General features: G+C 71.3%; 14 protein-coding genes. 13 read left to right on the plus strand and 1 reads right to left on the minus strand.

The window, feature by feature from the left end; genetic code table 11:
* Positions 1-8: 8 nt before the first annotated feature.
* The 5 genes from EDD30_RS30570 (at position 9) to EDD30_RS30590 (ending at position 4,398) form a co-directional block, all read left to right on the plus strand.
* A complete protein-coding gene (locus tag EDD30_RS30570; RefSeq protein WP_071805880.1) occupies positions 9-1,163 on the plus strand; it encodes a glycosyltransferase family 4 protein in 1,155 nt (384 codons plus the stop codon).
* Positions 1,164-1,188: 25 nt separating this feature from the next.
* Entirely contained in the window at positions 1,189-1,719 is a 531-nt protein-coding gene (locus tag EDD30_RS30575; RefSeq protein ID WP_071805881.1) for a hypothetical protein, read from the plus strand.
* A 112-nt stretch (positions 1,720-1,831) separates the two neighbouring features.
* On the plus strand, positions 1,832-2,740 hold the full coding sequence (gene pdxS, locus EDD30_RS30580) for a pyridoxal 5'-phosphate synthase lyase subunit PdxS (RefSeq protein ID WP_071805882.1): 909 nt from the start codon (positions 1,832-1,834) through the stop codon (positions 2,738-2,740).
* A 280-nt stretch (positions 2,741-3,020) separates the two neighbouring features.
* A complete protein-coding gene (gene pdxT / locus EDD30_RS30585) occupies positions 3,021-3,626 on the plus strand; it encodes a pyridoxal 5'-phosphate synthase glutaminase subunit PdxT (protein ID WP_071805883.1) in 606 nt (201 codons plus the stop codon).
* A gap of 19 nt (positions 3,627-3,645) precedes the next feature.
* Positions 3,646-4,398 (plus strand): YebC/PmpR family DNA-binding transcriptional regulator, encoded by a 753-nt coding sequence (locus EDD30_RS30590; protein ID WP_071805884.1) that lies wholly within the window; start codon positions 3,646-3,648, stop codon positions 4,396-4,398.
* Positions 4,399-4,452: 54 nt separating this feature from the next.
* Here the strand turns inward: EDD30_RS30590 and EDD30_RS30595 are convergent, their stop codons facing one another.
* Positions 4,453-4,965 (minus strand): hypothetical protein, encoded by a 513-nt coding sequence (locus tag EDD30_RS30595; protein WP_071805885.1) that lies wholly within the window; start codon positions 4,963-4,965, stop codon positions 4,453-4,455.
* A gap of 120 nt (positions 4,966-5,085) precedes the next feature.
* Between EDD30_RS30595 and ruvC the strand changes: the two genes are divergently transcribed.
* The 8 genes from ruvC (at position 5,086) to EDD30_RS30635 (ending at position 14,377) form a co-directional block, all read left to right on the plus strand.
* On the plus strand, positions 5,086-5,646 hold the full coding sequence (gene ruvC / locus EDD30_RS30600) for a crossover junction endodeoxyribonuclease RuvC (protein ID WP_071805886.1): 561 nt from the start codon (positions 5,086-5,088) through the stop codon (positions 5,644-5,646).
* Entirely contained in the window at positions 5,643-6,245 is a 603-nt protein-coding gene (gene ruvA / locus EDD30_RS30605; RefSeq protein WP_071805887.1) for a Holliday junction branch migration protein RuvA, read from the plus strand. Before ruvC ends, ruvA begins: the two co-directional genes overlap by 4 nt.
* Positions 6,242-7,300, plus strand: coding sequence for a Holliday junction branch migration DNA helicase RuvB (gene ruvB / locus EDD30_RS30610; protein WP_071805888.1), 1,059 nt, complete (start codon positions 6,242-6,244; stop codon positions 7,298-7,300). The genes ruvA and ruvB overlap by 4 nt, the downstream gene beginning before the upstream one ends.
* 172 nt (positions 7,301-7,472) lie before the next feature.
* Complete coding sequence (gene yajC / locus EDD30_RS30615) at positions 7,473-7,817, plus strand: preprotein translocase subunit YajC (RefSeq protein ID WP_071805889.1); 345 nt, start codon at positions 7,473-7,475, stop codon at positions 7,815-7,817.
* A 212-nt stretch (positions 7,818-8,029) separates the two neighbouring features.
* A complete protein-coding gene (gene secD, locus EDD30_RS30620; protein ID WP_071805890.1) occupies positions 8,030-9,955 on the plus strand; it encodes a protein translocase subunit SecD in 1,926 nt (641 codons plus the stop codon).
* A gap of 1 nt (position 9,956) precedes the next feature.
* Positions 9,957-11,138 (plus strand): protein translocase subunit SecF, encoded by a 1,182-nt coding sequence (secF, locus tag EDD30_RS30625; protein ID WP_071805891.1) that lies wholly within the window; start codon positions 9,957-9,959, stop codon positions 11,136-11,138.
* 69 nt (positions 11,139-11,207) lie between these two features.
* Positions 11,208-11,771 (plus strand): adenine phosphoribosyltransferase, encoded by a 564-nt coding sequence (locus EDD30_RS30630; RefSeq protein ID WP_071805892.1) that lies wholly within the window; start codon positions 11,208-11,210, stop codon positions 11,769-11,771.
* 116 nt (positions 11,772-11,887) lie between these two features.
* Positions 11,888-14,377 carry a RelA/SpoT family protein gene (locus tag EDD30_RS30635; protein ID WP_071805893.1) on the plus strand — a complete coding sequence of 830 codons (2,490 nt, stop codon included), beginning with the start codon at positions 11,888-11,890 and terminating at the stop codon, positions 14,375-14,377.
* The last annotated feature ends 16 nt before the right edge of the window (positions 14,378-14,393 follow it).

Below are 14,393 nucleotides of genomic sequence, written 5' to 3' on the forward strand. Positions count from 1 at the left end.
GGGGCAGCGTGCGGATCGGGATCGTCTCGCCGTACTCCTTCGACGTGCCGGGCGGCGTGCAGAACCACATCGTCGACCTCGCCGAGGCGCTGATCGGGCTGGGCCACGAGGTCAGCGTGCTGGCGCCCGCCGACGAGGACGCCGAGCTGCCGCCGTACGTGGTGGCGGCCGGGCGCGCGGTGCCGCTGCCGTACAACGGGTCGGTCGCGCGGATCGCGTTCGGGCCGGTCTCCACCGCCCGGGTGCGGCGGTGGCTGGCTCGCGGCAAGTTCGACGTGCTGCATGTGCACGAGCCGATGACGCTCAGCCTGTCGCTGCTCGCCGTGCTCTCCGCGCGCGGGCCGGTCGTCGCGACCTTCCACACGGCCATAACGCGCTCGCGCGCGCTGTCGGCCGCGCAGGGCCTGCTCCAGCTCGTGGTCGAGAAGATCACCGCCCGGATCGCGGTCAGCGAGCTCGCCCGCAAGGTGCAGGTCGAGCATCTCGGCGGCGGCGCGGTCGAGATTCCCAACGGCGTGGCGGTGGCCAAGTTCGCCGACGCGCTGCCGCTGCCGGGCTGGCCCGCCGAGGGTGGCACGCTGGGCTTCCTGGGCCGCTTCACCGAGCCGCGCAAGGGCTTCGACCTACTGCGTACGGCGTTCGTCTCGCTCGCCCGCGAACGCCCGGGACTGCGCCTGCTGGTGGCCGGCCCCGGCGACCGCGACGAGCTGTTCAAGGGCGTTCCCGCCGACCTGCGCGGCCGGATCGAGTTCCTCGGGCTGGTCAGCGAGGAGGAGAAGGCCCGCATGCTGCGCAGCGTCGACGTCTATGTGGCGCCGAACACGGGCGGCGAGTCCTTCGGCATGATCCTCACCGAGGCGATGGCGGCCGGCGCGACGATCGCCGCCAGCGACCTGGACGCGTTCCGCCGGGTCCTCGACGGCGGGCGGGCGGGTGCCCTCTTCCCGACCGGCGACGTGGCCGCGCTCACCAGGCTGCTCGGCGAGCTCCTCGACGATCCGCAGCGTCGCGCTGAGCTGGCCATGTGCGCACGGAGCGTAGTCAAGACGTTCGACTGGCCCAGCGTGGCCCAACGCGTTCTCGAGGTGTACGCGACCGCGATCGAGGCGACGGACGGCCGGGTTTTCGACGACGAGTGGGCCGAACCACGCCACGGGGCGTGACTCTCCGACACGATCAGGCACTACGATGCCCCGCATGTGGTGGGTCCTGGGTGCGCTCGCGGTGGTGGCTGTGCTGGCGTACCTCGCGTGGACCGCGCACCGTGTGAAACGGGTCCATGTCCGGGCCCAGTCGGGCGCCCGGGCCCTCGACTCGCATCTGATGCGCCGCGCCGCCGCGGCGGCCGTCGTCGCCGAACGCGCCGACCTCACCGAGCTCTATCTGGCCGCCCGCCTGGCCCTCGACGCCGCGCCGGACGAGCGGGAGGCGGCCGAGAACGACCTCACCCGGCAGCTTCAGGCCGCGGAGCTGACCGGCGCCGACCCGGCCACCGCCATCCTTGTGGCCACCAGCCGCCGGGTCGTGCTCGCCCGCCAGGTGCACACCGATCTGGTCCGTGACGCCCTGACCGCCCGCGGCCGCACCCTGGTGCGTCTGCTGCGCATGGCCCGGCAGTACGAGCGCCCGCGCTACTTCGAGATCGTCGATCCGACACTGCCCGTGCCGCCGGCTCCGCGTCCGGCCGAGCCTGCCGACCTGCGCATCCCCGCGGTCTGAGCTATCGGCCGCGCCCCGCGCAGGCCACCGGGGGGTCGATTGGCCATCGGCCGACACCCGCCGGGTGCGTAAAATTCTCACGAATCCCGACCTCGTGAGGAGTCCAGTCACCGTGTCCGAGACCGCGCCCGACAGCCAGCCCACCACCGGTACCGCCCGCGTGAAGCGCGGTATGGCCGAGATGCTCAAGGGCGGTGTGATCATGGACGTGGTCACGCCGGAGCAGGCCAAGATCGCCGAGGACGCCGGCGCGGTCGCCGTCATGGCGCTCGAGCGGGTGCCCGCCGACATCCGCGCCCAGGGCGGCGTGTCCCGGATGAGCGACCCCGACATGATCGACGGCATCATCGCCGCGGTCTCCATCCCGGTCATGGCCAAGGCCCGCATCGGCCACTTCGTCGAGGCCCAGGTGCTGCAGTCGCTCGGCGTCGACTACATCGACGAGTCCGAGGTGCTGACCCCGGCCGACTACGCCAACCACATCGACAAGTGGGCGTTCACCGTCCCCTTCGTCTGCGGCGCGACCAACCTCGGCGAGGCGCTGCGCCGCATCACCGAGGGTGCGGCCATGATCCGCTCCAAGGGCGAGGCCGGCACCGGTGACGTCTCCAACGCCACCACGCACATGCGCACCATCCGGGGCGAGATCCGCCGTCTGACCTCGCTGGCCGAGGACGAGCTGTTCGTCGCGGCCAAGGAGCTGCAGGCGCCGTACGACCTGGTCAAGGAGGTCGCGGCCACCGGCAAGCTGCCCGTCGTGATGTTCACCGCCGGCGGCATCGCCACCCCGGCCGACGCGGCGATGATGATGCAGCTCGGCGCCGAGGGCGTCTTCGTCGGCTCCGGCATCTTCAAGTCCGGCAACCCGGCGCAGCGCGCGGCCGCCATCGTCAAGGCCACCACCTTCCACGACGACCCCGACGTCGTCGCCAAGGTCTCCCGCGGCCTGGGCGAGGCCATGGTCGGCATCAACGTCGAGGAAATCCCCCAGCCCCACCGCCTCGCCGAGCGCGGCTGGTAAGAAGACACCCGCCGCGCCGGTCCGGACCGGCGCGGCACCGCGTCCTGGCGGCGTCGCGTGTCCGCGCCCGCGGCGCGCCCGGCGCTCACGGCCGGGCCCGCGCTCCTGGAGTGAGCCCCACCGGGTTTCACCACTCACGCAGAATGAAGGGTGCGGAGGGCCGTTCAGGAGCCCCTGGGCGACTGGCCCTCCGTGCCCGGCCTCGGCGGGAGCGGCGGCCTGCACCACCCACTCAGGCACGACATCAAGCTCTTGACCTTGATCTGAAATCGGCGGAACCATGAACATCGGAGTCCTCGCCCTCCAAGGCGACGTTCGCGAGCACCTCACCGCCCTCGCCGAGAGCGACGCCCTGGCGCGCCCGGTCCGCCGGCCGGAGGAGCTCGACGAGGTCGACGCGCTCGTCATCCCCGGCGGCGAATCCACGACCATGAGCAAGCTGGCCGTCACCTTCGGCATGCTCGACCCGATCCGCAAGCGGATCGCCGACGGCATGCCCGTGTACGGCTCCTGCGCTGGCATGATCATGCTGGCCACGACCGTGCTCGACGGCCGGCCGGATCAGGAGTCGTTCGCCGGGATCGACATGACCGTGCGGCGCAACGCCTTCGGCCGGCAGGTCGACTCGTTCGAGGCCGCCGTGCGCATCGAGGACGTCGAGGGCGACGATTTCCACGCGGTCTTCATCCGCGCGCCCTGGGTGGAGGAGGTCGGCGACGACGTGCGGGTGCTGGGCCGCGTCGCGGACGGGCCCGCCGCCGGTAGGATTGTCGCCGTTCGGCAGGGGAACCTGCTCGCCACGGCTTTCCACCCGGAGCTCACCGGCGACCTGCGCGTCCACCGGTACTTCGTCGAGATGGTCCGCCACGCCGCAGACGCACGGTAGCAAGACACGGAGGTTACGCATGTCCGGCCACTCAAAGTGGGCGACGACCAAGCACAAGAAGGCCGTCATCGACGCCAAGCGCGGCAAGATGTTCGCCAAGCTGATCAAGAACGTCGAGGTGGCGGCCCGCGTCGGCGGCGGTGACCCGGCTGGTAACCCCACGCTCTACGACGCCATCCAGAAGGCGAAGAAGAGCTCGGTTCCGAACGACAACATCGACCGTGCCGTCAAGCGCGGCTCCGGCCTCGAGGCCGGCGGTGCCGACTGGCAGACGATCATGTATGAGGGCTACGGCCCGAACGGCGTGGCGATGCTCATCGAGTGCCTCACCGACAACCGCAACCGCGCGGCCACCGAGGTGCGCACCGCGCTGACCCGCAACGGCGGCACGTTCGCCGACGCCGGCTCGGTGTCGTACCTGTTCAACCGCAAGGGCGTGGTGATCGTCCCCAAGGGCGAGCAGTCCGAGGACGACATCATGCTCGCCGTGCTCGACGCGGGCGCCGAGGAGATCAACGACCTGGGCGACTCGTTCGAGGTGGTCAGCGAGCCCGGCGACCTGGTCGCCGTCCGCACCGCCCTGCAGGACGCCGGCATCGAGTACGACTCGGCCGAGTCCTCCCTGGTGCCGACGATGACCGTGGAGGTCGACGAGGAGGCCGCCCGCAAGGTTCTCAAGCTGATCGACGTGCTCGAGGACTGCGACGACGTGCAGAACATCTTCGCGAACTTTGACGTCAGCGACGAGATCATGGCAAAGATCGACGCCTAGCTCCGGCGTTCTCCGCAACGGCCGTCCGGGTCCCGTCCCGGGCGGCCGTTGCGCTCATCCGGCTCCGGACGCCTGGGACATGACGTGGACGAGGCCGCCGACCAGCAGGATCCCGCCCGCGCACACCCGGGCGTAGTGGTGCCAGAGATGTCGCCGGTAGGCGTGCACCCAGGCGATCTCCGCCTCGGCCACGACGCCGGTGTTCTCGCGTACGGTCGTCGGCAGCAGAGGCGTCAGCCGTTGTGCGACCGACACCGCTGCGGGCCTGCCCCTCGTCGCGGACGGGAGCGCTCGGGCGTGGACCGTGACCTCGACCGGTTGGATCCCGTCCTCACACCACTCGGCGGTCCGCCGGGCCAGGCGGCGTTCGAGGTAGTCGCCGCGCAGGTCCCGGTGGTGCAGGCGGCTCTGGAATTCCAGCCGGCGCCAATGACCGGCCAGGTCGGTGAGCACCGCCGTCGCGGTCGTGGATCCGTCGTCGCCGCACCGGCGGGAGGCTTCCCGGCGCAACGGGCCCAGGCGCGCGGCCACGAACGTGACGTAGTCCTGCGGAGGCTCGGCGTCCATCTCTCCATGGTCGAGTGACGCCGGTCACCGCACAAGGGCCCGAGGTGCGTGTGTCGCTCGGAGGCCTTGGGACGAAGGGTACTAGTGTGTCGAACACACGTCCGAGGAGAGGGGGCGCTCGTGCGGGTGCTCGGCATCGACCCCGGCCTCACCCGGTGCGGCGTCGGGGTGGTCGAGGGAGTGCCCGGACGCCCGTGCACGCTCATCGGCTACTACGTCGTCTACACCGAGCCCGATGACGACATCGCCCTGCGGCTGCTGCATCTCGACCGCTCGCTGGCCGACCTCGTCGCGGAGCACCGCCCCGACAGCGTCGCGGTGGAGCGCGTCTTCAGCCAGCACAATACTCAGACCATCACGGGTACGGCCCAGGCCAGCGGCATCGGGATCCTGGCCGGGGCGCGCGCGGGGCTGCCGGTGCAGACGTACACGCCCAGCGAGGTCAAGGCGGCGGTGACCGGCTCCGGCACGGCCGGCAAGGCGCAGGTGACCAGCATGGTCACCCGGCTGCTCGGCCTCGACGGCCCGCCCCGCCCGGCCGACGCGGCCGACGCCCTCGCGATCGCCATCTGCCACATCTGGCGCGGCGGCACCCGGTCCCGGCTGCAGGCCGCTGCGGCGAAAGCCGCCCGCACCCCCCGTCCTTCCGCCCCGGCCCGCAGGACAGGAGCTCGCCGATGATCGCCAGCGTGCGCGGCGTGGTCGCCGCCATCGCCCCCGACAGCGCCGTCATCGAGGTCGGCGGCGTCGGCCTCGCCGTGCAGTGCGCGCCCGGCACGCTCGCCGGCCTGAAGGCGGGCGCCGAGGCCCGGCTGGCGACCAGCCTGGTCGTGCGCGAGGACTCGCTGACCCTCTACGGCTTCGCCGACGACGACGAGAAGCACCTGTTCGAGCTGCTGCAGACCGCGAGCGGCGTCGGGCCCCGGCTCGCCCAGGCAGTCCTGGCCGTGCACCAGCCCGAGGCCGTCCGCCGCGCGATCTCCGCCGGAGACATCGCCGCGCTCACCCGGGTGCCGGGCATCGGCAAGAAGGGCGCGGAACGCCTGGTGCTGGAGCTGCGCGACCGCATCGGCGCCGTCTCGCTGGCCCCGGACGGGGTCGCGGGCGCGCTCGCCGGCGGCTGGCAGGACCAGGTCCGCCAGGGCGTCGTGGCCCTCGGCTGGTCCGCCCAGCAGGCCGACCAGGCGGTGGCGGCGGTCGCCGAGTCCCTCGACGGCGAGACGCCCCCGGTGCCGATGCTGCTGCGCCAGGCCATCCGCCTCCTGGGCCGGACCCGATGACCGACGGCCTGGTCTCCCCGTACGCCGGAGACGAGGAACTGGACGCCGAGGCCAGCGTCCGCCCCCGCCGCCTCGCCGACTTCATCGCCCAGCACCGCGTCCGCGACCAACTGGATCTGCTCCTCAAGGGGGCGATGGGCCGTGGCGCCCCACCCGACCACATCCTGCTCAGCGGCCCGCCCGGCCTGGGTAAGACCACGTTGGCGAACATCGTGGCCGCGGAGCTGGGGACCGGGATCCGGACCACGAGCGGGCCGGTGATCGAGCGGTCCGGCGACCTCGCCGCCATCCTGACCAGCCTGGGCGCGGGCGACGTGCTGTTCATCGATGAGATCCACCGGATCGCGAAGCCCGCCGAGGAGCTGCTCTACAGCGCCATGGAGGACTTCCGGGTCGACGTCGTGGTGGGCAAGGGACCCGGTGCCACCGCGATCCCGCTCGACGTCGAGCCGTTCACCCTGGTCGGGGCCACCACGCGGGCCGGGTTGCTGTCCGGGCCGATGCGGGACCGGTTCGGGTTCGTGGCGCATCTGGACTTCTACTCGCCGGCCGACCTCGATGCGCTGCTCCACCGCTCGGCCCGCATCCTGGGGGTGCCGATCACGCCCGAGGGCGCCGCCGAGATCGCCGGGCGGTCGCGGGGGACGCCGCGCATCGCCAACCGGCTGCTCCGGCGGGTCCGGGACTATGCCGAGGTGCGCGGCGAGGGGATCGTCGACGAGGCGACCGCCAAGGCGGCCCTCACCGTCTACGACGTCGACCAGCTCGGACTGGACCGGCTGGACCGCGCGGTCCTGCGGGCGCTCGTCGAGTCGTTCCGTGGTGGTCCCGTCGGCCTGTCCACCCTGGCGGTCGCGGTGGGGGAGCAGTCGGACACCGTCGAGGAGATGTGCGAGCCGTTCCTGGTCAGGGCCGGCTTGCTGGCGCGTACTCCGCGGGGACGGGTGGCCACCGACGCCGGCTGGCACCATCTCGGCAAGACGCCGCCCGAGGGCCGTGGTGCCGCGCCGCACCAACCCGACCTCTTCGCCCGGGATGCGGATTCCTCTCCGTAATGTGAACGTGACGTGTGCCGCGTACGGATCTCCCAGGTAGAAGGATTAGACTCGCCGCCGTCCAGCGGGGTGTCTATTTCGCCACACCGCGCGCCCTGTGCCGCGGTAGTGGCCCCACGGAAGGTTCTCCCTCGTGTTTTCAGCAGCTCAAGCGCAGGGCGGCGGCAGCTTCATGCCGTTGCTTCTGATCGCCCTGCTCTTCGGCGTCATGTATTTCATGATGATCCGCCCGCAGCAGAAGCGGCGCCGCGAGGCGCAGGCCATGCAGTCGGCGCTGGGCCCGGGCGATGAGATCGTCACCATCGGCGGCCTGCACGCCACCGTCGTCGCGGTCGACGACGACGTCGTGACCGTCGAGATCGCCCCCGGGGTCAACGCCCGCTACGCGCGCCCGGCGATCGCCCGTGTGGTCAAGCCGGAGACGGTGGCCGCCGCCGAGGAGCCCGTCGTGGCCGAGCCGGCCGCCGACGAGCCGGTTCAGAGCCCGGTCGTCGAGACCCGCAAGACCAACGACTGACGTCGCGCCCGCGGCCCGCGCCCGGCGGGCCGCCAAGGCGTAATCCACAGCGGGTCGCGGGGCGGGGCACCTGAACGGCCCGTCGTTGTGAATAATCGTCGCGGGGCATTCCGGCCGGATCGCCTTTTCCGGTCCGACGCCGCCTGCCCTGCCCTTTCCCCACCTGCGGCCGCGCTCCCGCGGCAGCTCTCAGCACGAGGAGATCGACAGTCGTGGCACGACCACCACAGGGACAACCGCATCCCGGGCGGCAACTCGCCGTGCTCGGTCTCCTCTTCGCCATCCTCTATGCGCTGGTGTTCTGGGGGCCCGGCACCAAGGGGCTCGGCTACGAGGAGCGGCTGCACCCCCGGCTCGGCCTCGACCTCATCGGTGGCACGCAGGCCACCTACGTCGCCTCGCTCGCCAACGGCCAGGCGCCCAGCCGGGAGAGCATGGAGGAGTCCCGGAAGATCATCGACCAGCGGGTCAACGCCCTCGGCGTGGCCGAGGCCGAGGTGGTCGTCGAGGGCAACCGCAACATCGTGGTGTCCGTCGCCGGTGAGGCGAACGACCAGCTCAAGACCGTCGGCCAGGCGGCGCAGATGCGCTTCCGCAAGGTCGTCAAGGTGACCGGCGACAGCGCCGCGGTGGCGGCCAACCCGCCCACGGCGGCGCCGAGCGCGGCACCGAGCGGCGCCGCGTCGCCGAAGCCCAGCACGTCGGTCAAGGCGACCAAGGCGCCGGCCGTGACCGGCAGCTCCGCCCCGTCCGCCGGCACCGGCGGCCAGGGCGGCGGCGAGCGGGCGCCCGCGCCCAGCGCCAGCGCGTCCGCGCCCGCGGCCGCACCTTCGGCGCCGGCGCCGGCGCCGTCGCCGTCCGCCTCGACTCCCGCCCCGGTCAGCGCCGACGTCAAGGAGCAGCGCGCGGCGATCGCGAAGAAGGTCGGGGCGGCGGCGTGGGCCGCGGCCGAGAAGCTGACCGACCCGGTCGACCTCTCCACCAACCCGGCGGCCGGTCTGCCCTACAAGGCGTTCGGCACGCTCAGCGGCGAAGAGGTCAACGCGCTGACGCCGGAGATGCAGTTCAACGTCCCGACGATCGGCTGCGACCAGCTCAACAAGCGGACCGCCGGCGCGATCGACGACGAGAAGTCCAAGGTCGTCGCGTGCCAGAGCGGCGCGAAGATGATGCTCGACGTCGCCAAGGTCGTCGGGACCGACATCGACACCGCCACCCCGCAGCTCGACCAGACGACCGGCCAGTGGGTCGTCTCGCTGGACTTCACCAGCTCCGGGCAGTCCAAGTGGACCGAGCTGACGCGTGAGGCGTTCCAGCCGGCCGCGAACGATTCCTGCCTGAGCGCCGCGCAGGCCATGTCGACCGGCGCCACGCACTGCCTGGTCGCCGTGGTCCTCGACAAGGAGGTCATCTCGGCGCCGGAGATCCAGGGTGTGCTCAGCGGCCAGTCGCAGATCACCGGCCAGTTCAACGCCACCTCGGCCAAGGAGCTCGCCGACAAGATCAAGTACGGCGCGCTGCCGGTCACCTTCGACCCGGGCACCACCCAGACCGTCTCGGCGACGCTGGGCATCGCGCAGCTCAAGGCCGGCCTCATCGCCGCCGCGATCGGCATGGGCCTGGTGGCGATCTACGCGTTCTTCTACTACCGCCTGCTCGGCTCGGTGATCTTCCTGAGCCTGCTGCTCTCCGGTCTGCTGACCTTCGGCGCCCTCGTGGTGCTCGGCCGGACCACGGGCTTCACTCTGACCCTCGCCGGCATCGCTGGCTTCATCGTGTCCCTCGGCGTCGCGGCGGACTCCTTCGTCATCTACTTCGAGCGCCTCAAGGACGAGATCCACGAGGGCCGGAGCGCGCGAAGTGCCGTACCCCGGGCGTGGGCCCGCGCGCGGCGTACCATCATCTCGGCCAACACCATCACCATCATGGCGGCCGTGGTGCTCTACATCGTGTCCATCGGCGCGGTGAAGGGTTTCGCGTTCGCGCTGGGTCTTTCGACGATCCTCGACCTCATCGTGGTGTTCCTCTTCCGGCACCCGATCATGACGATGTTCGCGAACACGAAGGCGTTCCTGTCGCCGCGGGTCAGCGGCCTCGGCCGTGCCCTCAAGCGCGCCCCGACCGAGAAGGAGGCCTGACATGGCCAAGGGCCTTGCCGAACGCCTCTACATGGGCGAGGCGAACCTCAACATCGTCGGCCGCCGCAAGATGTGGTTCGCGATCGCCGGCGCGCTGATCGTGCTCGCCATCGGCAGCTTCTTCGTCCGGGGATTCCATCTGGGCATCGAGTTCTCCGGCGGCACCCAGTTCTCGCTGCCCGTGAGCGTCGGCACCGCCGAGGCCGCGCAGGACGCGGTCAAGCAGGCGGTGGAGACCGCGGGTGTCGCCGACGAGGCGAACGTCGGCGCGGCGCAGAAGGTCGGCGACGGTCCCGACGCGACGTTCAACGTCCGCACCGGCGAGCTGGCGCAGACCGACGCGAACAAGGTCAAGGAGGCCCTGGCCAAGGACCTGGGCGTGCCGGCCGAGAAGATCAGCGACGACCGCGTCTCGGAGGCCTGGGGTGGCCAGGTCACGCAGCAGGCGCTGCTGGGCCTCGGCATCTTCCTGGTCCTGGTGCTCGGCTATCTCGTGGTCCGCTTCGAGTGGCGGATGGCGGTCGCGGCGGTCTCCTCGCTGCTGCTCGACCTGGTGCTGACCGCCGGCGTCTACTCGATGATCGGCTTCGAGGTGACGCCGTCCACGGTCATCGGCTTCCTGACGATCCTCGGTTTCTCCCTGTACGACGTCGTCGTGGTGTTCGACAAGGTGCAGGAGAACACCCGAGGCATCACCGCCGGCAGCTCGAGGACGTACGGCGAGGCGGCCAACCTGGCCGTCAACCAGACCCTCATGCGCTCGATCAACACCGGCCTGGTGGCGCTGCTGCCCGTCGGCGGCCTGCTCTTCATCGGCGCCGGCCTGCTCGGTGCGGGCACCCTGAAGGACCTCGGCCTGGTGCTCTTCGTGGGCATGGGGCTGGGCGTGGCCTCCTCGATCGTCTTCGCGACGCCGATGCTGGCCGCGCTGAAGGACCAGGAGCCGCGGATCAAGTCGCACAACGCCCGGGTGCTCGCCCGCCGCTCCTCGGCCCGCTCCGGCGACGTCGCTCGCGGCGAGCGCGGCCGCACCGGTACGGCCGCGGCCGAGGAAGAGCCGGCGCTCGCGGGCACGACACCCGGCTCGACCCCGCGCCCCGGCGCCCGCCCGACCGGCAAGCGCGCCACCAACCGCGGCGGCGGCGCGGGCAACCGCCCCAGCGGCGGCCAGAAGCGCCGCTGACGCAAGGCATGTGGGACGGCCCGCTACCGGATCGGTGGCGGGCCGTCGGCTTTGTCTAGGCTGTGGCGCGTGACGGATACTGCTGCAGACGTACGCGGGGACAGCGGCCCCGACGCCGCCGCGCTGGTCGCTGGCCGGGTCGTGGACGTGCCCGACTTCCCCAAGCCCGGCATCGCCTTCAAGGACCTGACCCCCCTATTCGCCGACGGGCCGGTGTTCCGCGAGGTCGTCGACCGGATCGTCGCGCACCATGGCGCCGACTCCTTCGACGTCGTCGCCGGGATCGAGGCGCGCGGGTTCGTGCTTGCCGCCGCGCTCGCCTACGCGACCGGCACGGGCGTCGTACCGATCCGCAAGGCCGGCAAGCTGCCGCGGCAGACGCACGCGGCCTCCTACGCCCTGGAGTACGGCGAGGCGACCCTCGAGGTGCACCAGGACTCCTTCGCCGCGGGGCAGCGGGTGCTGGTGGTCGACGACGTGCTCGCCACCGGAGGCACCGCCGCGGCCGCTCTGGAGCTGGTCGAGCGGGCCGGCGGCACAGTCTCGGGATTCACGGTCGTCATGGAGCTCGGCTTCCTCCCGGGACGGCAGCGGCTCAGCCCTCGTGCGGTCCATGCCCTGCTGACCGTTTAATGCTTTTCGCCCCGCGCGGCGGTACTCTTTCGGAGCTTCGGGCAAGGCCTACCGGGAACTCCGGGCGGGTACGATGGCTTTTTCAACCAGGTGACCAGTAGCGACTGAGGAGGCCGGTGTCCAGCGACGTCGCCCCTCCGACGGAGGGCACGGTGCAGCCGACCGACGCGACCAAGGCTTCCTCGTCGTCGAGCAACTCGGCGGCGCAGTCGAAGCCTGACGGGGCTTCACCTCAGAAGCCCGCGAACGGGGCCGCCGAGACCCCGGTCACCGGCGTGCCTCTGCCCGACGGTGAGACCACCCAGCCGCTGTCGCCGGGCGACGAGCCCACCGTCGGCTTCGGGCTGGCCAGCGCGCCGACCGGGCGCCGGGTGCGGGCCCGGCTGGCGCGATTCAACGCGCCCTGGCAGAGCACGCAGGTCAGCGAGGTGCTCGAGCCGCTGATCGCCACCCATCGGGCCAGCCACCCCAAGGCCGACGGGCGGGCCCTGCAGCGCGCCTTCGACGTGGCCGCCCGGTGGCACTCGGGGCAGTACCGCAAGTCCGGCGATCCGTACATCACGCATCCGCTCGCCGTCGCCACGATCCTGGCGAATCTCGGCATGGACACCACCACGCTGGTGGCCGCCCTGCTGCACGACACCATCGAGGACACCGACTACGGCCTGGAGCAGATGCGGGCCGACTTCGGCGGGGAGGTGGCGCTGCTGGTCGACGGGGTCACCAAGCTCGACCGGGTCAAGCTCGGCGACGCCGCCAAGGCCGAGACGATCCGCAAGATGGTCGTGGCCATGGCCAAGGACCCGCGGGTGCTGGTCATCAAGCTGGCCGACCGGCTGCACAACATGCGCACGCTGACCTTCCTGCCCCGCGCCAAGCAGGAGCAGAAGGCCAAGGAGACGCTGGAGATCCTCGCGCCGCTGGCGCACCGCCTCGGTATGAACACGATCAAGTGGGAGCTCGAGGACCTCGCGTTCGGCACGCTGTTCCCGAAGCGCTTCGAGGAGATCAACCGGCTGATCGGCGAGCACCAGCCGCAGCGCGAGGCGCTGCTGCGGCAGGTGACCAACCGGGTCGGCCTCGACCTGAAGTCGGCGAAGATCAAGGCCGAGGTCACCGGCCGCCCCAAGCATCTGTACTCGATCTACCAGAAGATGATCGTGCGGGGCCGCGACTTCAACGACATCTACGACCTGGTCGGCGTGCGCATCCTGGTCGACACGGTCCGCGACTGCTATGCCGCGCTGGGGGTCATCCACGCGAACTGGCAGCCGGTGCCGGGCCGGTTCAAGGACTACATCGCGATGCCGAAGTTCAACATGTACCAGTCGTTGCACACGACGGTCATCGGCCCGACCGGCAAGCCGGTCGAGATGCAGATCCGGACCTTCGCCATGCACCGTACGGCGGAGTTCGGCATCGCCGCGCACTGGAAATACAAGGAGCAGAAGGGCGCCACCATCGTGGGCCCGCCCGCGCACATCGACGAGATGACGTGGCTGCGCCAGCTTCTGGACTGGCAGCGTGAGGCGAGCGACCCGAGCGAGTTCCTCGACGCGCTGCGCTTCGACCTGTCCAGCCAGGAGGTGTACGTCTTCACGCCCAAGGGCGACGTCATCCCGTTGCCGACCGGTTCGACGCCGGTGGACTTCGCGTACGCGGTGCACACCGAGGTGGGCCACAAGACGATCGGTGCCCGGGTCAACGGCAAGCTGGTGCCGCTGGAGTCGACGCTGTCGAACGGCGACGTGATCGAGATCTTCACGTCGAAGTCGGCGACGGCCGGGCCGACCCAGGACTGGCTCGGCTTCGTCAAGAGCCCGCGCGCCCGGACCAAGATCCGGCAGTTCTTCAACAAGGAACGTCGCGAGGAGGCGATCGAGGCCGGCAAGGACGCGATCGTCAAGGCCATGCGCAAGCAGGGCCTGCCGCTGCAGCGCATGCTCACTAGCGAGAACCTCACGACGATCGCCCGCGATCTGCACCTTGCCGACGTCTCCTCGCTGTACGCGGCGGTGGGGGAGAGCACCGTCTCGGCCCAGTCGGTCGTGCAGAAGCTCGTCGCCGGCTTCGGCGGCGAGGAGGGCGCGGTCGAGGACATCGCCGAGACGGCCGTCGCGACCCGTCCGCCGCGCAACCGCAGCACCGCGCAGGACCCGGGCGTCGTGGTCAAGGACGTCAGCGATGTGTGGGTCAAGCTGGCCCGTTGCTGCACCCCGGTGCCGGGCGACGCGGTCTTCGGCTTCGTCACCCGCTCCGGCGGCGTGAGCGTGCACCGCGAGGACTGCGCCAACGCGGAGGACCTGCGCGAGCAGAGCGAACGCGTGGTCGAGGTGAGCTGGAAGCCGACCTCGGCGTCGACGTTCCTGGTGGCCATCCAGGTCGAGGCGCTCGACCGGCACAAGCTGCTCGCGGACGTGACGCGGGTGCTCTCCGAGGAGCGCGTGAACATCCTCTCGGCGACGGTCACGACGACCCGCGACCGGGTGGCGGTCAGCCGCTTCACGTTCGAGATGGCCGACCCGAAGCACCTCGGCCACCTGGTCGCGGCGGTGCGTAAGGTGGACGGAGTCTTCGACGCCTACCGCGTGACGTCCGGAGCCTGAGCGCCGGCGGCAACGA

Source organism: Couchioplanes caeruleus, from assembly GCF_003751945.1.
Lineage (GTDB): Bacteria > Actinomycetota > Actinomycetes > Mycobacteriales > Micromonosporaceae > Actinoplanes > Actinoplanes caeruleus.

What these genes read in the sequence shown, in the direction of transcription:
- EDD30_RS30575 (WP_071805881.1), top strand. Translation starts at nt 1,189, where the DNA reads ATGCCCCGCATGTGGTGGGTCCTGGGTGCGCTCGCGGTGGTGGCTGTG.
- pdxT (WP_071805883.1), top strand. Translation starts at nt 3,021, where the DNA reads ATGAACATCGGAGTCCTCGCCCTCCAAGGCGACGTTCGCGAGCACCTC.
- EDD30_RS30590 (WP_071805884.1), top strand. Translation starts at nt 3,646, where the DNA reads ATGTCCGGCCACTCAAAGTGGGCGACGACCAAGCACAAGAAGGCCGTC.
- EDD30_RS30595 (WP_071805885.1), bottom strand. Translation starts at nt 4,965, where the DNA reads ATGGACGCCGAGCCTCCGCAGGACTACGTCACGTTCGTGGCCGCGCGC.
- ruvA (WP_071805887.1), top strand. Translation starts at nt 5,643, where the DNA reads ATGATCGCCAGCGTGCGCGGCGTGGTCGCCGCCATCGCCCCCGACAGC.
- ruvB (WP_071805888.1), top strand. Translation starts at nt 6,242, where the DNA reads ATGACCGACGGCCTGGTCTCCCCGTACGCCGGAGACGAGGAACTGGAC.
- yajC (WP_071805889.1), top strand. Translation starts at nt 7,473, where the DNA reads ATGCCGTTGCTTCTGATCGCCCTGCTCTTCGGCGTCATGTATTTCATG.
- secF (WP_071805891.1), top strand. Translation starts at nt 9,957, where the DNA reads ATGGCCAAGGGCCTTGCCGAACGCCTCTACATGGGCGAGGCGAACCTC.